The organism is Parasaccharibacter apium (assembly GCF_002917995.1).
In the GTDB taxonomy this organism is placed as follows: domain Bacteria; phylum Pseudomonadota; class Alphaproteobacteria; order Acetobacterales; family Acetobacteraceae; genus Bombella; species Bombella apis.
Genome location: NZ_LMYH01000003.1, coordinates 201,880 through 219,536, shown reverse-complemented (window position 1 = coordinate 219,536; position 17,657 = coordinate 201,880). Strand labels below are relative to the sequence as shown.

The 17,657-nt window shown below is 60.5% G+C and carries 16 protein-coding genes; 12 read left to right on the top strand and 4 right to left on the bottom strand.

From position 1 onward, the window contains the following. Positions 1–24: 24 nt before the first annotated feature. Complete coding sequence (gene flhA, locus ASO19_RS01670; protein WP_081847639.1) at positions 25–2,226, bottom strand: flagellar biosynthesis protein FlhA; 2,202 nt, start codon at positions 2,224–2,226, stop codon at positions 25–27. Between the two features lie 205 nt (positions 2,227–2,431). On the opposite strand from flhA, the gene ASO19_RS01665 reads away from it, so the two are divergent. Then, the gene (locus ASO19_RS01665; RefSeq protein WP_181005178.1) at positions 2,432–4,063 is read left to right on the top strand and encodes a tetratricopeptide repeat protein; all 1,632 of its coding nucleotides are present in this window, start codon (positions 2,432–2,434) and stop codon (positions 4,061–4,063) included. A gap of 3 nt (positions 4,064–4,066) precedes the next feature. Further along, positions 4,067–4,984, top strand: coding sequence for a glycosyltransferase family 2 protein (locus ASO19_RS01660; protein WP_103765247.1), 918 nt, complete (start codon positions 4,067–4,069; stop codon positions 4,982–4,984). A gap of 21 nt (positions 4,985–5,005) precedes the next feature. On the opposite strand, the gene ASO19_RS01655 is transcribed toward ASO19_RS01660, so the two are convergent. Then, the gene (locus ASO19_RS01655) at positions 5,006–6,058 is read right to left on the bottom strand and encodes a transglycosylase SLT domain-containing protein (protein WP_103765246.1); all 1,053 of its coding nucleotides are present in this window, start codon (positions 6,056–6,058) and stop codon (positions 5,006–5,008) included. Positions 6,059–6,244: 186 nt separating this feature from the next. Between ASO19_RS01655 and ASO19_RS01650 the strand changes: the two genes are divergently transcribed. Genes ASO19_RS01650 through ASO19_RS01640 form a run of 3 tightly spaced genes read left to right on the top strand, consistent with a single transcriptional unit; the run spans position 6,245 to position 8,267 of the window. Beyond that, positions 6,245–7,348 carry a flagellar basal body P-ring protein FlgI gene (locus ASO19_RS01650; RefSeq protein ID WP_052348903.1) on the top strand — a complete coding sequence of 368 codons (1,104 nt, stop codon included), beginning with the start codon at positions 6,245–6,247 and terminating at the stop codon, positions 7,346–7,348. A gap of 56 nt (positions 7,349–7,404) precedes the next feature. Beyond that, positions 7,405–7,791, top strand: coding sequence for a rod-binding protein (locus tag ASO19_RS01645; RefSeq protein ID WP_081562786.1), 387 nt, complete (start codon positions 7,405–7,407; stop codon positions 7,789–7,791). Then, a complete protein-coding gene (locus tag ASO19_RS01640) occupies positions 7,788–8,267 on the top strand; it encodes a hypothetical protein (RefSeq protein ID WP_143539866.1) in 480 nt (159 codons plus the stop codon). Before ASO19_RS01645 ends, ASO19_RS01640 begins: the two co-directional genes overlap by 4 nt. Positions 8,268–8,297: 30 nt before the next feature. Here the strand turns inward: ASO19_RS01640 and ASO19_RS01635 are convergent, their stop codons facing one another. Further along, positions 8,298–8,786, bottom strand: coding sequence for a hypothetical protein (locus ASO19_RS01635; protein WP_086431294.1), 489 nt, complete (start codon positions 8,784–8,786; stop codon positions 8,298–8,300). 5 nt (positions 8,787–8,791) lie between these two features. Continuing rightward, positions 8,792–9,517, bottom strand: coding sequence for a glycosyltransferase family 25 protein (locus ASO19_RS01630; RefSeq protein WP_043558168.1), 726 nt, complete (start codon positions 9,515–9,517; stop codon positions 8,792–8,794). Between the two features lie 217 nt (positions 9,518–9,734). On the opposite strand from ASO19_RS01630, the gene ASO19_RS01625 reads away from it, so the two are divergent. The 7 genes from ASO19_RS01625 to ASO19_RS01595 all read left to right on the top strand — a co-directional run bounded on the left by ASO19_RS01625 (position 9,735) and on the right by ASO19_RS01595 (position 17,637). Further along, a complete protein-coding gene (locus ASO19_RS01625; RefSeq protein ID WP_227449684.1) occupies positions 9,735–10,547 on the top strand; it encodes a DUF1217 domain-containing protein in 813 nt (270 codons plus the stop codon). 101 nt (positions 10,548–10,648) lie between these two features. Further along, positions 10,649–12,034, top strand: a complete 1,386-nt coding sequence (fliI, locus tag ASO19_RS01620; RefSeq protein WP_103765287.1) for a flagellar protein export ATPase FliI — start codon at positions 10,649–10,651, stop codon at positions 12,032–12,034. A gap of 19 nt (positions 12,035–12,053) precedes the next feature. Further along, complete coding sequence (locus tag ASO19_RS01615) at positions 12,054–12,512, top strand: hypothetical protein (protein ID WP_043558171.1); 459 nt, start codon at positions 12,054–12,056, stop codon at positions 12,510–12,512. Between the two features lie 181 nt (positions 12,513–12,693). Beyond that, entirely contained in the window at positions 12,694–13,476 is a 783-nt protein-coding gene (locus ASO19_RS01610) for a glycosyltransferase family protein (RefSeq protein WP_227449683.1), read from the top strand. A gap of 63 nt (positions 13,477–13,539) precedes the next feature. Then, positions 13,540–14,742, top strand: coding sequence for a flagellar motor protein MotB (locus ASO19_RS01605; protein WP_143539865.1), 1,203 nt, complete (start codon positions 13,540–13,542; stop codon positions 14,740–14,742). Between the two features lie 60 nt (positions 14,743–14,802). Then, on the top strand, positions 14,803–15,663 hold the full coding sequence (gene motA / locus ASO19_RS01600) for a flagellar motor stator protein MotA (protein ID WP_043558177.1): 861 nt from the start codon (positions 14,803–14,805) through the stop codon (positions 15,661–15,663). A 36-nt stretch (positions 15,664–15,699) separates the two neighbouring features. Next, positions 15,700–17,637 carry a hypothetical protein gene (locus tag ASO19_RS01595; RefSeq protein ID WP_146046899.1) on the top strand — a complete coding sequence of 646 codons (1,938 nt, stop codon included), beginning with the start codon at positions 15,700–15,702 and terminating at the stop codon, positions 17,635–17,637. Positions 17,638–17,657 lie beyond the last annotated feature (20 nt).

The window sequence follows — 17,657 nt, the reverse complement described above, 5'->3', positions numbered from 1 at the left end:
GGGGTTTCAGTCTGTCGGGGCCAGTCAGTTCACTGTGGCGACGGTACGGATGCGGGTCCGGGGATAGATTTCCGCCTGTGCCATGACGGCAACCGAAGGGCGGATTCGGTCCACGATCATACGCACGGAATCCCGTGTGGCGGAGGTCGTGACAATGACGGGCATTTCCCCCAGTGTGGCTGTCTGGTCGAAGGCACGGCGCAGGGCCGTGACGAAGCGGTCCAGCATGGCTGGGGGCATGGCCAGCGTGCGGTCATCCCCCTGTCCGACCGTGTTGTTGAGGATGTTGCTCTCCCAGTCTGCAGAGAGGGTGATCATGGAAATGCAGCCAGAGGGCCCGACATAGCTGTTGCATATCTGTCGGGCGAGGCGGATGCGGACATGGGCTGTCAGGGCCTTGATGCCCTTGGCGGCCAGGGCGTGGCCTTCCTGTATGCTTTCAAGAATGGTGGGCAGGTCACGGATGGAGATGCGCTCCTGCAACAGGGACTGGAGAACACGCTGGACCGTGCTGAGGGACACCTGTGAGGGGATGAGGTCGTTGACGAGCTTCTGCTCTTCCTGCGGCAGATCATCCAGCAGGGACTGCGTGGCGGCATAGGTCAGCAGATCGCCCAGATTCTGGCTGATGGATTCCGTCAGGTGGGTGATGATGACAGTGACCGGGTCCACCACTGTGTATCCCTGGTCTGTGGCCTGTTTCTTCAGGTCGGGATCAATCCATATGGCAGGCAGGTTGAAGGAGGGTTCGGTTGTCTTCTCACCCGGCAGGGGGGCCTGTCCATTCTTGTGGGACGGGCATATGGCCAGTAGGTGGTTGGGCCTGACCTCACCCGAGGCAATGTCGATTTCCTTGAGCTTGATGACGTAACGGTCCGTCGGCAGCTGGATGTTGTCCTGAATCCGCACGGATGGCGTAATGAAGCCCATGTCCGCTGCCATCTTGCGGCGCAGGGCCTTGATCTGTTTGGTGATCTGGGCATTGTCCCCGCTGGCCAGCGGGAGCAGGCCATAACCGATTTCCAGCCGCAGGAGGTCGATTTTCAGAAGGTCGGAAATGGGTTGCGTGGTGGGAGCGGCGGGCTGGGTGAGGGCTTCCTCACCTTCATCCTGCCGGGGAGTCCTGTAGCGGATCCACGCCCCGATCCCGGCCACGGCGGCAATCATGAGGAAGGGGAAAGCCGGCAGGCCGGGCATGACGGCAAACAGGGCTGACAGGGTGGCAGCAATGGCCAGCGGCTTGGCATTGCCCGCCAGCTGGCGGAAGAGTGTTACGTCCGCCGAGCCATCCGTACCGCCCTTCGTGACGACGATACCGGCGGCCAGCGAGACCAGCAGGGCGGGAATCTGGGAGACGAGACCATCACCGATGGTCAGGGTGGTGAAGGTCTGTGCCGCCTCACTGATGGGCATGCCATGGCGCAGCACGCCGATGGTCAGACCGCCCAGAATGTTGATGGCGGTGATGAGGATTCCGGCAATGGCATCATTGCGGACAAATTTGGCAGCACCATCCATGGCTCCGTAGAAGGAGCTTTCCTCTTCCAGTTCCTTGCGTTTGGAGCGGGCACCACGCTCATTGATGGCCCCTGAGGCGAGGTCGGCATCAATGGCCATCTGTTTGCCGGGCATGGCATCGAGGAAGAAGCGGGCCGAGACCTCCGCAATGCGGCCCGACCCCTTGGTGATGACCATGAAGTTCACCACCAGCAGGATGCAGAAGACGATCCCGCCGATCACCACATCATTGCCCATGAGAAAGCCGCCAAAGGAGGCGACAACATGCCCGGCTGCATAGGCACCTTCATTGCCATGGCTGAGGATGAGCCGTGTTGTCGCCACTTCCAGCGAGAGACGGAACATGGTCGTCAGCAGCAGCAATGTGGGGAAAGACGTGAAGTCCAGAGGCCGTTCCAGAAACAGCGCCACCATGAGGATCAGCACGGATGAGGTGATGGACAGTGAAAGCCCGACATCCAGGATCAGCGTGGGGAGCGGTACGATGAGGATGGAGATGAGCAGGATCACGCCCAGCGCCAGCAGGATGTCGGTGCCGGGCAGGCGGGCGGCAAGACGGGAGGCCGCTCCGTTGGGTGTGAAGAGGTCTGCCGGGTTCCGTATCAGCGTGCCCAGCCTTCCGCCCAGTCCGCCAGCTCCCCCTGCACCGGGAGCCGCCTTGGGGGCGGGAGAACCTGACCGTTGCGGGGAAGAAGAAGGAGCGGGCATTGTCATCCTGACTGATGATGTGCTGCCTTCCCCGGCTTGGGTGACGGGTAGGGAAGGTGGCAACAAGGTTTATTAAGGCCTGTTATCTATGAGTTTGCAATTTAGCCATTAAAGTCTTGCCCATCAAGGTTTATGGGGACATGTTGTTTTGCCATGAACATGACCTGTCAGGTCATTGATGGTTCAAGGCATGAAGAAAGGCAGCATGATGGCAGGAGCAGAGCAGCATGGCAGGGTGGAAGATGGCAGTCATGAGGCTGGTCAGAGTGCACTGACCCCGCAGGAAGTGACAGCCTGCTGCCAGCAGCTTGTTGCCCGTGGTGAGGGAGACCAGGCTGTCAGTCTGGCCATACAGATTGCCCAGGGGACGCAGGATGTGGCGCTCATTCTTGCGGCGGGCCTTTTTCTTGTCCGTTTCACCCCCCGGCATGAGGTGGTGATTGCCGTCTTCCGCAAGGCTCTGCTTTTGATGCCGGAGGCGGAACCCGCCATGGCCTCCATGCGGGGCGAGGTGAAGATTTTTCTGGCAGGGGCGCTCATGGTGGCGGGCGAACGGGAAGAGGCCATGGCCCTCTTCATGGATGTTGCCCGGACTCTGCCAGAACATCGGGTGCTTGTCGGGGAGCATCTTTCAATGGCCCTGCTGGAGGCGGGGCTGGCGGATCAGGCTGAGCAGGTGCTGTTGGCCTGGCTTGCGGATGGACCGCCCTCCGTCTCGCTGTACAACAACATGGGTTGCGCTCTGGGACGGCTGAACCGCTCCCGGGATGCCCTGGCCTATTATCGCCGGGGAATGGAGCTGTCCTCCCGGCATGAGGCTGTTTCCTTCGGTTATGCCATCGCCCTGTTGAAAGCCGGTGAGTATGAGGAGGGCTTTGCCCGCTATGTAAGGCGTGTGCCCCGTATTCCGAGCCTGAACTGCTGGTTCTATCAGGACCTGCCCAGACTGACGAACGATGTTCCGCTGGAAGGGCGCCACCTTCTTTTCTATCAGGAGCAGGGGCTTGGCGATACGATCCAGTTCATTCGCTTCCTGCCGGAGATCGTCCGCCGGGCAGGGCGGGTCACGCTGGCCGTTCTGCCATCGTTGGCCCGGCTGCTGAGGGAAAGCTACCCCATGGTGCAGGTTTGCCTTATCACGGAGCTTCTGGACCATCCGGAGCGTGTGGCAGAGTATGATTTTTCCTGCCCGATACCGGACCTTCCCTATCTCTGTCATCTCAGGCACGTGGCTGATATTCCGGCTTTCAGTCCCTATCTGGAAGTTCCGGTGCGGCGGCGGGAGCATTTTGCCCGACTTGTGGAGCAGGCCGTGGCACAGGGTGGCCGGGCAGGGGGGCACAGCCCCGCCGGGCGGCGCCTGCGTGTAGGGCTCGTCTGGGCAGGGGATTCTCGGTCCAGCGCACAGGATGTGGCTGCAGACAGGCGGCGTTCCAGCAGTTTTGCGGAGATGATGGAGGCCCTCGGGCCGGTGGAGGCTGATCTGTTCAGCCTTCAGTATGGTGACCGGCGGGGAGAGCTGGAGCCAGTGGAGGGGCAGGGAGCGGTCGTGCATGATCTGATGGGACACGTGCAGGACATGGCGGATACGGCTGCCCTGATGGAAAGTCTGGACCTTGTCATTTCCGTTGATACGGCCCCGCTGCATCTGGCTGGGGCACTGGGCCGGGAAGTCTGGCTGGTCAGTCGATGGGATGCCTGCTGGCGGTGGGGTGATGAAGGTGACCGCACCCCGTGGTACCCGACCATGCATATTTTCCGGGCGCAGGAGCTGTCTCTTGCCCCTGTTCTGAAGGACGTGGCCGTCTCCCTGAGACGGCGGATTGCGGAGGGCTGAGCCATGTCATCTTATAAGGTAGCCATCCTGCTGCGCACGAAAAACCGTCCCGTTTTTCTGCGTCGGGCTCTGGAAACACTGAGGGCGCAGAGCTTTCAGGACTTCCGTATCCATATCATCAATGACGGGGGAGACATGGCCGCCCTGCGGGCCTGCGTTGCAGAGTGTGGCCCATCATGGGGGGAGCGCCTTTCCTGCGTGGACCTGCCCCGGTCTGTCGGACGCAGCAAGGCACTGGCCCTTGCCTTGGCCGTGTCCGGCGAGCCTTATATTCTCATCCATGATGATGATGACACGCTGGAGCCTTCTTTCCTGGCCGAGACGGTCGCCTTTCTGGAGCGGGACGGGACGGGTTTCTATGCTGGTGTCACGACCAGCAATTATGACGTGTATGAACGTATCGAGGATGGACGGATCATCACGGACAGGAAAACGGACCAGTTTGGCCGCAAGAGTGGCTCGCTGGTGGATTACGGCCTGTATCTCTCCCACATGTATGTCATCATGCCGATCACCTTCCTGTTCCGCCGGACGGCCCTGGCGGTGGCGGGTGGAGTGGAAACGCGGCTGGATTACGTCGAGGACCACGATCTCTTCCTGCGTGTCATGATGGCGGGTGAGGTCGGGATTCTGGAAGAGTGCCTTTGTTCATACCATCACCGTCTTGCGACTGGTGACGCCAATGATGCCAGCCAGCATGAGGTGACCTATGATTACGAGCTGGCCTACAAGAACGGCATCATCCGGAAGGCCATGCAGGGGGGAGACCGCCTGAGACAGATGCAGGCCGGTTTCATCCAGGGGAATCATCTGGGGCGTTCCCAGCTTGGGCAGCTGTCCCGGCAGGTGGCACAGCTTCAGGAGGGCTTTGCCAGCCTGTCACAGGTGATGGTGGAGCTGCTTGGTCATATCAGGCGCTGAGGGCCACTCCTGTCGGAATGGTCAGTAGGCCGTGGCGTAAGGGACATTGCTGGCAGCGTGGACAGGCATGGCCCGGTAGGCGGCAAGACTCCGGCCATTCTGTGAGCTTTTCATTCGCTGGTGCGGTGGTGGTGGCATGGCAGGGCGGAAATAACCCCGGAAGGGACGGAAAGGACGATGCCCCTGTGAGGGAGCCTGTCCCGGTGTGGCCGCAGCAGCAGGCTGCGCCACAGGGGGTAGGGGGCGTGTTGTTTCCTGATGGCGGAGAGCGGCCAGAAAACTGGCGGGCCCTGTAGTGGCGTGGGTTATGCCGGTCCCTGATGGGGAGGCTGATGCCGGCCTGATGACGAAGGGCCGGTACGGCCTGGTCGTCTGCACCGGGTGGTTCTGACCAGCGCCAGAATGATCGCCCGTCATGACAGCCGCCACAGCGGGATGTGGCGATGTGGAAAGAGGGGGGTGTGGCAGAGGAGTGTCCAGCGGTGTGGCCCATTGCTGGAGAACCTGTTGCAGGTAGGTCGTGCCCAGGGTGCCTGTCTGTGAATGATAAGCAGCAGCGGCCCGTGGCCAGCTGCCGGTCTGGTCCTTCATTTTCTGGAGAAACAGGCCAGCATAGCGGGCATTGCTGTAGGGGTCGAAGGCTGTATCCAGAGAGGGGAAGGCTGTTGGATGGTGGAGGAGATTGACCTGAAGGCAGCCGACATCAATGGACTGTATGCCCCGCTGCTGGAAGGCTTTTACAGCCTCTACCGCTTCCTGGCGTGAGGCATAATAGTGACCTGTCCCGGCAACATTGATGCTCCATGGCCATGGGGTGAGGGTGCCATTGCCATCCGGGCGGCCTGTTTCCACCCGGCTGATGGCCGAAAGGAAACCATCCGGCAGTCGCAGGGCCCGTTCTACCTGCTCCGTGGCAGTGCGGCAGAGGCGGGACTGGGTGGGGTCCATGGGGGGGAGTGAAATCTGGGCCATGGCAGGCGGGGTCAGGAACATGCCCAGAAGAAGCCCCGGGACCCGCCAGAGGGCGAGGTGGAGCCAGCGCCCGGGTTTGTCATGCTGAAAGATGGAGGTCATGGGTCTCTCAAGGCTTTCTTTTGACGGACTTTCAGGGTAACCAAGGAATACCATTAAATAATTTTCCTTGTATAATCCATATATAAGGTTAAGTTGGAGCGTAGGAGACTATGCTTGATGTTTTTGAAGAGCTGTTGCGCCTGGCTGTCCCGAAGTCTGGATGGGATTCGGCCTGCCTGTCGCTGTATGATGCTGGCGATCTTCGGATGCGTGCTGTCTGGCATGTTTTCGGGTGGCTCAGCCCATGCCTCTGCGGTCCGTATCAAGGATATTGTGGATTATGAAGGAATCCGGGACAACCAGCTCGTCGGTTATGGGCTTGTTGTCGGTCTGAACGGCACCGGGGACCGGCTGACCAATACGCTTTTTACCCGTGAAACCCTGGTCGGCATGCTCAACCGTCTTGGTGTCAATATCCGGGACAAGGCCATCCAGCTGCAGACACACAACACGGCCGCTGTCATGGTGACAGCCAGTCTGCCGCCGTTCTCGCATGGTGGCAGCCGGATTGACGTAACGGTTTCTGCCGTGGGTGATGCCCAGAGCCTGACAGGCGGTACGCTGATCGTGACGCCTCTTCAGGCTGCAGATGGTGAGGTTTATGCCGTGGCGCAGGGGTCGCTGGTGACGAACGCCTTCACGGCCAGAGGGCCGGGGGCCGTCGCCACCCGTAATGTGCCAACCAGTGGGCACATCGCCAATGGTGCCGTGGTGGAGCGGGAAGTGCCCGTTCTGCTGGGGGCTGGTGGGGTGATCCATCTGTCTCTCAAGAATTCGAATTACACGACGGCGGTTCGCATTGCCGATGTCATCAACCGGCACATGGGCCGGGGGACAGCTCGGGTGGATGATCCCAGGACGGTGGCCGTCAACCTGGCCGGGCGCAACGTCTCCGAGGCCCTGTATGAGATCGGGGATCTGACCGTCACGCCGGACACGATGGCCAAGGTCATCGTGGATGAAGCCGCTGGGACCATCGTCATCGGGGATAATGTCCGTATCACCACGGTGGCTATTGCCCAGGGGAACCTGACCGTGCAGGTGACCAACAGCCCTGAAGTTGTCCAGCCCAACGCCTTTGGTGCAGGGCAGACTGCTGTCGTGCCCAGGACGCAGATCAATGCCACGACCGATCGTGAACACAGGATGGGCATTCTTTCTGATGGCCCCTCCCTGGCCAATCTTGTAACGGGCCTGAATGCCCTTGGGGTTGGCCCCAGAGACATGATCAGTATTCTCCAGGCCATCAAGGCGGACGGTGCCTTGCAGGCTGAGCTGGAAGTGCGCTGATCGCAGGGATGAATCCAGTCTGACTGTCTGTCGTTTACAGGAGAAAATACCGGTTCATGAGTATTTCGTCAGTCTCACATGCGGCGTCTGCGCATGTGGCGGCCCCGTCTGCCGGAAAGCAGGCAGACCGGAGCCATCCCATGTCTCCGCAGGATGAAAACAGGGTCCGTAAAACGGCCCGGGATTTTGAGGCCATGGCGCTGGGAGAAATGCTTCAGCCCATGTTCGATACGGTGGACAATTCCGCAGCGCCCTTTGGGGGAGGCAATGCCGAGAAGCAGTTCCGCTCCATGCAGGTGCTGGAACTGGGCAAGGAGGTTGCCCGTAGCGGGGGGATAGGGATTGCCCATCAGGTTTATGGCCGGATGAAGGCCATGCAGGAGCAGGCCGCCCAGGCCAGCAGCATACATCCCAGCAACAGGACAGGAGGATACAGACCGTGACATTGCAGAGGCTTGGCAAAGCCGCACGTCGGCTTGCCGGGCATTTTTCCAGACGGGACGAGGATGAACTGGACGGCTCTTTCCTGCCCCATCTGATGGGCAGTTTTGCCCGGGCCGCGGACATCATGGCGCAGGAAAACCGCTTTCTTCAGGATAATGACGTGTCAGCTGCTGCAGCACTTCTGCCTGAAAAGACAGCGACCATGGAAGAGCTGACAGCCCTTGTGGCCAGGGCACGGAAGCATGATGTACGGGTGGAGAATCTTTCTCCTGCCTTTCGGCAGGTGCAGAGGCGTTTTACTGAAATTGCTGCCCAGAATGGGGAGCTGTTGCAGCAGGCTCTTGTCACGCAGGAGGCCGTGATGAAGCTGCTCATTGAAAGTGCGGTGGAGGCCAACCGTCATGGCTATGGCCGGACGGGCGAGGTGGGATCTGATACGTCCTGCGGGTCACTTTCACTGAATGACCGGGCCTGAGCAACGGGCCAAAGGCCCGTTGCGTCTCTTTTACCAGTATCCGCCGATCATGTGGCGTGGCTGGTTGTTGTCCGGGTCTGCGGCCGGGCTCCAGACGGTCCAGTCCCATGAGGTTGTATCCCGGTAATTTTCAGCCGTCATGGCGGGCAGGGGCGGGTCCTGCGGTGGATGATGGGCGTGTTTGCGCTGCATGATGGCCTGCATGTGGGCCTGAAGGGTGCCATAGGCGGTTTCATCCCCCATATACACACAGCCACAGGCCAGTGGGTCAGCATAGAGGTAGATGCGCTGCCCGCTCGGGGCCATGCGGTAGGTCAGGCTACCAGGTGGCAGGCTGTTCATGAGGGCAAAACGGGCGGTCGTGTTGGCTGGGTGGGCGACAAATCCGGCATGGCTGAGCAGGCTGCCTTTCTCCAGATAGGGGGCGGCCGGTCGTACGCAGCCAGCCAGAGCCAGGCCGAGCAGGGCCGTGCAGGCATGTCTCGCCATGGCAGAGGGTGAGGGGATGGTCAGGGCCATGGTTGTCACTCCCGGTTCAGGCTTTTGGCTGTCTGATTGTCCGTCAGAACCAGGGGCGGCACACAGCAATAGGCCTTCATGTCGGCATAATGGCGGTTCATGAGATGGTCGACACTGGTGCTCATCAGGGTCCTGTTGCCCAGTGAAGGGTAATTGATGGGCAGCGTGGTCATGGGCAGGCAGCGTTTCATGAGGGAGACGGCCCCACGGGGAGACAGGGCGTAACCACAGATGCCAAAGGCCTGCTTCAGGCGGAAAGGAAGTGTCTCGACCGTCTGGTGCCGGAATTCCTCAATGCCGCAGCGAACATCATCCTGGTTGAAATAGGCGAAACAGTCTGTCTGCCCCGGCAGAACCTCATAATGGAGAGGGGCATCCGAATTCTGTCCCCACAGGATGATCTCCCAGTCTTCCGGCAGCTGCTGGATGATCTGCTGGCTCTTCTGTTCAAAATTCTGGCAGAGAAAAGCGTCATCTTCAAAGATGTTGGCAGGCTCTCCGCTCTGGGCGACTGTTCCCCACAGGGCAACATGGGTCAGCCCCGAGCCAATGGCTCCGGCCGTGAAGTGGCAGTCCTGTGCCAGAAGGCCGGCCTGTATGGCATCCTGTTTGTCCAGCGTTTTGCCATCAATGCCGGGCGCATGAGTGATGTCAGGGCCATGCCGGTTGACCCGCCGGAACCTCTCAAGCCGGTCTGGTGTTCGGGCGAGGCTGATGACGTAATGTTTCATGAATATCCTTCTTGTCATGACAGGCCTGTTTCATGTCGTGTTGCGAAGATATGGCATGTTTCCAGGTCATGCCATATCTGTTATGGTTAAAACATGATCATTTTAGCCTTGCATTAATCATTCGTGTTTTAATGTGAGGCCAGATGCTGGCAGATGTCGTGCCAGCCTTATGGTTTTATGGAGGAGGCGGCTTATGGGGCTTGGTGGCATTTCACCCGTGGCACAGTTTCTTATGGCCCAGAAAAATGAGGTCCAGACAGCAGCTGACAGCGTGAAGGGCGACAATACGGCCAAACGCATGGTGTCGGACTTCCAGGACAAGGCACCATCCATCACCACGGCCAAGCAGCTCATGAGCAACTACTCTGCCAATCAGGTGGTGCTGAAGGCCTACAATCTCAGTTCCCTCAGCGGGCAGCAGGCTGTGGAAAAGGCCCTGCTGACGCAGGACCCCACCTCCTCCTCTTCTCTGGCCCAGACCTCCCGGAATGCCAGCTGGCTGGCCTTTGCTGATGCCTTCGCCAGCATGGGGGCGGGGCATGGCACGGCCAGTGCAACGCCTTTTACTTCAGACATGATGGCATCGACGGTGAGTGCCTACGAGCAGCGCCAGTATGAGACAAGCGATGCCCAGCAGAAGAATGGCGTGGGGGATGCGCTCTATTTCACCCGGAGGATGCAGTCCGGCAAGATCAAGACGGTGGATGACCTCATGGCGGACCCGACCCTGCTGCGTGTGGCAGAGGTTGTCAGCGGGTATGATCCGGACCAGTTCGGGGCGCTGGATTTCGACCAGCAGAAGCGCATCATCAGCAACAAGGTTGACATGAAGACCTTCTCTCAGCCGGAGAATGTCCAGCGCTATGCCGAACGGTACCTGACGCAGTTGCAGATTCACCCCAGCTATAACAGTGATGACAAGCCGGCCAGCATGATCGATCTTTTTGGTGGGGATGATGGTGGAGACGGCATCCTCGCTCTGTTTGGGGGTAGCGGTGATGGCGGGACTTCGTCCTCCGGTCTCTTCTGATGCCCGGAGCCCTCACCCTGCCGGATATTGAAATCCAGTGCCGGGCCGTGCGGGAACGCCATGTGATGCTCTCCGTCCAGCTTGCCCGGCAGAAGGATCTCATGGAGACCCTGACAGGGACCATCCGCCCCGCTGCGGAGGATGCCCCCATAGGGGAGCTGACCGGGCATGTGGTGGATGTCTCTGGCTTGTGCGTGACGGTGGATGGTCTGGCATCCTTTACGGCCGTAGGGGACCAGATACGCATCAGGACGCTGGATGGCCGGGACATTCTGGCGGAAATCATTGCCTTCCGCCATGGTCAGGCACTGGCGATGACCTACGAATCCATAGAAGGAATCGGAGCCGGCTGTCCGGTCTTTCATGAACTTCACGGCCAGGGGCGGCAGGGTCTGTCTGGCGGGCTGGCGGTCAATGAATCATGGATTGGCCGTGTTGTGGACCCGATGGGGCAGCCGCTGGACGGTAGAGGGCCTCTTCTGCCATCGGCAGCCCGGCAGCAGCGTCATGCTCGCCCGCCGGAAGCCGCCGGACGGGCCCGGCTGGGGGCAAGGATTGATCTGGGAATCAAGGCCCTGAACCTTTTCACGACCTGTCGGCAGGGGCAGCGCCTGGGGCTTTTTGCGGGCTCCGGTGTGGGCAAATCCACGCTCATGGGGATGCTGGCCCGGGAGACGGCCTGCGATGTCACGGTCATTTCTCTCGTGGGGGAACGGGGCCGGGAAGTCCGGGAGTTCATGGAGGATGACCTGGGGCCGGAGGGGTTGGCCAAGTCCGTGCTTGTTGTCGCTACTTCGGACAGTTCCGCCCTCATGCGGCGGGAGGCTGCCTATAGCGCCATGGCCGTGGCGGAGCATTTCCGCAATCAGGGCAAGTCCGTCCTGCTGTTGATGGACAGTGTGACCCGCTTCTGTCAGGCCCTGCGGGAGATAGGTCTTTCAGCCGGAGAGGTGCCTGCTACCCGTGGTTATCCGCCCAGCGTGTTTGCAACTCTGCCTCGCCTGCTGGAGCGTGCTGGCCCCGGTGCATTGGATGAACAGGGCCAGGCAGGCCAGATGACGGCTTTCTTCTCCGTTCTCGTGGAAGGGGATGACCAGAACGAACCGGTGACGGACACGGTACGGGGGATTCTTGATGGTCATGTGGTGCTGGAACGCTCCATTGCTGAATCGGGCCGGTATCCGGCCATCAACGTTCTGCGGTCATTGTCCCGTTCCGTACCGGGTTGCAACAGCGAGAGTGAAAATGAGCTGACAGTCCGGGCACGGCGTCTTCTGGCCCAGTGGGATGAGGTGCGGGACCTTGTCCGGCTGGGCGCCTACAAGGCTGGGAATGATCCGGAAGCCGATCTGGCTGTACAGCTTGGCCCGCAGCTGGAAGAATTCCTCATCCAGAAAAAGACGGAGCGTGTCTCCCTTGAGGACTCTTTTGCCGGTCTGCGGGAGCTTCTCTCACAGGGTGAGCGTGTAGAAGCGCACCCCGCCTGACGTGTGAGGAGGGAACGTCATGAAACCGGCACGGCTCAAGGCCCTGACATCTCTGCTTACCCTCCAGAAGCGTAACACGACTTTGGCCCGTACAGAGCTGGCCCACTGTCTGGCCGAGGAAAAACGCCTTGAGAACAGCATAAGCGAGCTGAAGGCCCAGATGCAGGAGAACCGGATTCTTGTCAGTCAGGCCCGGGAGGAAGAAGCGCAGGACCTGACCCTGTGGAACGGATACCGGTACTGGCTGCCCATCGCACAGGAAGAGATGGACCGTCTGGAACAGGCGCTGGACAATGCCAGGGCGGTAAGTACTGCAGCCCGTGGCCGGGTGATGGACTGCGTGCGTGCACAGGAGGCGACGGATGGCCTGCTGCGGCAGGACAGGCTGGAGCAGGCAGACAGGCTGCGACAGCAGGAACAGGTGGCTCTTGATGAACGGGCGCAGCATCAGAAGATGTTGGAAGAGCTGGAACTGTAAACAGAACATTTCCTTCCCATGACGAAAAGGCTTCCATCTGGTTCCATCAGGATTACATGGGCGTGGTTTTGGCAATCATTTAATATTATTCCTTATAAAATCCTTGAGACTCAACAATTCGCTGCGGTATTTCCATGATTAAACTTATTTTTTTCATGTCCTTTTCGCATGGGCATACTTCATGGAGGGAATCGCAACGATGCAGATGGGGACCACGCCTTCAGGCAAGATCATGCTGGCGACGCCCTGCTTTGGCGGGATGGTGACGACAGGCTACATGCTGTCCGTCATCGGTTATGCCTCCAGCGGTCAGAGCATCCCCATGACGGTCATGCATGTCGGTGATGATGCCCTCGTGACACGGGCACGCAATACACTGCTTTCCAATTTCTATTTCCGGTCAGACTGTTCGCACATCCTTTTTGTCGATGCTGACATCAGCTTCCCCGCCAATGCCCCGACACGTCTGTTTGAAACAGGGAAAGATGTGGTGGCCGGGATGTACCCACTGCGTGAGCGGTTCTGGGACGAAGAAACAAAACACAACATTCTTGCCGGGGAACGCCAGCAGACAGCCTCTTTGCGTTATGTGGGCGAGACGGCGGCCATGCATGAGACCTATGAACGTGGCCCGCTGTTGCAGACCGCCTATGCCGGGACGGGATTCATGATGATCAGCCGTCATGCGGTCAGCCGCATGATCAAGGCCTATCCCGAGCTGGAATACAGGCGCATTGATGCCCCCGAGGGTGAGGATGGCCGACGGTTTGCCCTGTTCGAGGGCAGCGTGGATACCGAGAGCGGTACCTATCTCAGTGAAGATTACACGTTCTGCAAACGCTGGCGGGAGATTGGTGGAGAGGTCTGGCTGGATACGTCCATTGAGTTGACCCACACCGGCACGGCGTCTTTCTCCGGCATGCCGTCCGTACGTGTGGGCATCGCCCATAACAGGGGCCGTTGATGATGGCCAGGACCGTTGGTGGCCTGCCGGTGATGGGTGGCCCGGGGGCGTGGTGGTGCTGCCATGGCTGACCGGAAGAATGCCCGACCCATCATCATCAAGCGGGAAGAGGTTGTGGAGGCAGGGCATCATGGCGGTGCCTGGAAGGTCGCTTATGCCGACTTCATGACAGCCATGATGGCATTCTTCCTGCTCATGTGGCTGCTGAACATCACCACGGATGAGCAGAAGCGTGGCATTGCCCTGTTCTTCAATCCGATGGCGGACAGGACGGGCAAGGCGACATCAGACCAGGCGCTGCTGGAAACCTCGCCCCTTTCGGCACCTTCCTCCCTGCGTACGGTGCACAATTCCGATCATGAGCCGCCGCCGAAGCCGGATTCCTCGGAGACTCACCCAGAGGATCAGGGCTCAAGAGGCGGCCGGGCAAGTGAGGGTATCCTGACCGCCAGTGGCGTCAGCATCCTTCCGCCCGGTATGGCGGACCGTCCGGATGAGGATGAAGCCAGTGTCGGCCGTCCCGAGATCATTCCTCTCGGAGGGCCGAAGAGTGGGGCGGCAGAGAATGTTGGCCAGGTTGGCCAGGGCAATGCCGCTGCTGATGGCAGTGCCGGGGGACCAGCCTCTGCCGCCCAGTCCACCGGGGCTTCTGCCGACCATGAGAGCAGCCATGAAGCTGGTACGGAAGGCGTGGCGGCAGGTCTGCATCAGGCCGCCCAGGAGGATGCCCATCTCCGTCAGACCGTGGAAGGGCTGAAGGCCAGCCTGGCCCATCAGGCCGGACTGAATGAGCTGAAGGATAATCTCGGCTTCAGGATGGGGGCGGATGAAATCCGCATCGAGGTGCAGGATACGGCCCACAGGCCGATGTTCGACAATGGCGAGACCATGCCCAACAGGGAAGGCATGGCCCTGCTCGGGCAGATCGGTTCCTGGCTTGGCAGCCTGCCGGAAGATATCTCCATCATCGGGGAGACGGATGGTGTTCCGTACCATCTGCGGCAGGTCAATCCACATGGCCTGTCCAACTGGACACTCTCCGAGATGCGGGCCGACCGTGTGAGGGAGCTTCTGGTCCGGGCGGGTTATCCAGACCGGCGGATCAGGAGCGTGGAAGGGCGTGCGGACCGCAGTCTGGCTAACCCCGCCCACCCGGAGGCACCGGAGAACCGGCGGATTGTTCTGCTCATCCATCGTCTGCATCCGCTGCCGGCATCCTTTCAGGCCGGTACACAGCAGGCCCCGCCGCAGGGGGCAGCACGATGAACAGGCAGGAAGAGATGATGGATCATGATGTCAGAGCCGTTTTGAGAGGGGAACAATAGGATGCTGTATATCGGTGGGCTGATTTTTGCGTTGCTCTGCGTGTTTGGTTCCTTTGCGGCTTCGGGCGGGGCACTGGCTCCACTTCTGGCATCCATGCCGTTTGAGCTGCTGACCATCCTGGGGGCTGCCGTGGGCGTGTTTGTCATGAGCAACAGCATGGCAGCGCTGAAGTCGGTTTTCGGCTACCTGATGCTGGTCGTGAAAGGTCCCCGGCACAGTCAGCAGAGCTACATGGACCTTCTGGCCCTCATGTACCGCCTGCTGCGGCAGGCCAACATGAAAGGCATCGCCTCTCTGGAAAACGATTTTGAAGAGCCGCAGGAAAGCAGCATTTTTGCCACGTCTCCACGCATCAAGCAGGATGAGAAGACCCGTGACATGATCTGCGACTACCTGCGGCTCATCAGCATGAATCTGGATGAAAGCCACCAGCTGGACGAGATCATGGGCAGGGAGCTGAAGAAGAACCTGCATGAGGATCTTCACGTTGCCGAATCACTTTCCGGCATTTCCGATGCCCTGCCTGCTCTTGGCATTGTGGCGGCCGTGCTGGGTGTGGTGAAGACCATGGCTGCCATCAGCAAGCCGCCTGCCGTGCTGGGGGAAATGATTGCCGGTGCCCTTGTGGGAACCTTTCTCGGGGTGCTGCTGGCCTATGGTGTGGTCGGGCCGCTGGCCTCGCGGATGCAGGCCATCGTGAAGATGGACAATCGTTATTATGAAACGATCCGCACCGTGCTGGTGGCGTACCTGCAGGGGCAGCCGCCGCAGGTGTGCATCGAGATTGGCCGCAAGGACATCCCGGAAGAATTCATGCCCGGCTTTGCAGAAGTCGACAGCATGTTGAGTGAGCTGACCTGACAGACATGATGCTGCCTGAATGAATGTGAGAACGCCATGGTAATGCCCCGTCCTTCACTCTCCAGCCTTCCCCTGCCTTCTGCTGGTGGCAGCCGGTCTTCGGCGGCCATGTCCGCTGGGAGGGGCGCCGTGCGCTCTTCATCGGGCGGGAAAGGCTTTGCCGGAGTTCTGGCAGGGCAGACACCGTCCGATCATGACGGGGCGGATGTGCCGCCTTCTGATCAGGACCAGCCCAAGGCGGCCGCCCCTCATACAGGCGGGACGGATGGGACAGATCGTGGAGACAGGTCGCAGGGCAGGTCATCTGCTCCGGCCGCCGGGGCTCACGATGATCAGACGGCTTCTTCTCCCGCCGACAGGGGGGACGGAGCGGACGGGTCGCAGAAGGCCGATACATCCGCAAAGGCAGCGCCTCATGCTGACCGGCAGATGACAGGGGATCAGTCGTCCCATGATGGGGTAGCGCCAGAGGGGCTGGCCACGCAGAGTCTGTCTCTGGCAGCGCTCATGGCGTCCCCTCAGGTGTCTATGGTCACGATGGAAGCGGGACAGCCCCAGTCTGGCCCGGCGGGTGGTGGGACGGCCACGGCCATGCCGTCTTCCAGCCTTGGGCAGATGACCGGCGGGCGGAGTGATGCCGGAGTGGCAGCGCTTGCGGGGCTGGGTACGGTTCCGGCTGGTGGTGAGGCTTCCATGGCGTCAGCTCATGCTACGGCCAGTGCCACAGCCATTTCCTCTTTCTCATCCATGGAGCATCTTTCCCAGGCTTCTGCTGCGGCGGGTACTGCTGGAAGTTCTGCCATGGTTTCGACATCGGATCTGATGCGCCTCGTCAGCAGGTCCGGTGATACGGCGTCTTCTCATGGGCAGGATACCGGGGTGCGTGATGACGTGTCGTCCCGTCATGCTGCCGCCGGACGGATGATGGATGCAGCCCTGCTGGCCCGGCAGTCCACACAGGTTCCCACAATGGTGAATGCCGCCACACAGGGCCCGAAAGACAGGGCACTGTCGGCTGTGCAGGCGATGAATTTCCAGTCCGGCATGGCGGGTGTCCTGTCCGGTCCGTCTTCCATGGCAGGAAACACGGTGACTGCCTCCCGGCAGGGGGATTTGCGCAGCGGGCCTGAGGGCCAGACAACAGACAGTCTGTTCAGCCTTATGGTGAAGGCTTCGTCTGGAGAATCGGAGGCGTTTTCTGCTGGTCATGGCGACCAGGGCGCTTCCGGTGAGGGGCAGGACATGCCCGGGCATGAGAGTGCCGGGGTGACGGGAGGCTCTGGTGGGGATGGCGGGCAGGAGGTGCAGGGCAGCCTGTCGTCCTTCGCTGGCCTTGTGACATCCTCCGAGGGGCACATCATCCAGCCGGAAACCCGTGGCGTGACAGCGGGCGTGACATCGCATGAAGCACGGCAGGCCGCTGCAGAAACAGGTCTTTCTGCCCTTCAGACAGGTGGTTCTGCAGCTGGTGTGCTGGCAGGGCGGGCGACTGCCGGGCAGGCTGGGACGCTGACCATGACCGTCATGACAGCGGATTCAACGCCGGTTCATGTGCAGCTGGACCGCTCCGCAGCAGGTCTGTCGGCCCTTTCCTTGCAGGGGCAGGATGATGGCACGACCGAGGCCCTTCAGAAAACACATCATGTTCTGGCCAGAGAGCTGGATGAGGCAGGCCTTCATGCCAGCCTGATGAAGATTGATGTCCTGCCTGCCGATGCCGGCCATATGGCCGGAGGCCAGGAGCAGAACATGCCGCAGCATCAGTGGCAGGGGGGGCATCAGTCTTCAGGGCAGCAGGCCGGTGCCTTTTTCTCTGGAGGGGAAGGCGGCAGCTCCCAGGAACAGCGCTCCCGCTCGGGAGATGATGTGCCTGCTCCAGCCCGGCAGGAACCGTCTCTTCAGGCCGAGGAGAGCGCCGTCACCCCCGCCACGGTCAGGCCCGCACGGATGGGCCATCTCAATATTTCAGTCTGACATGCATCATCTCGGAAGGA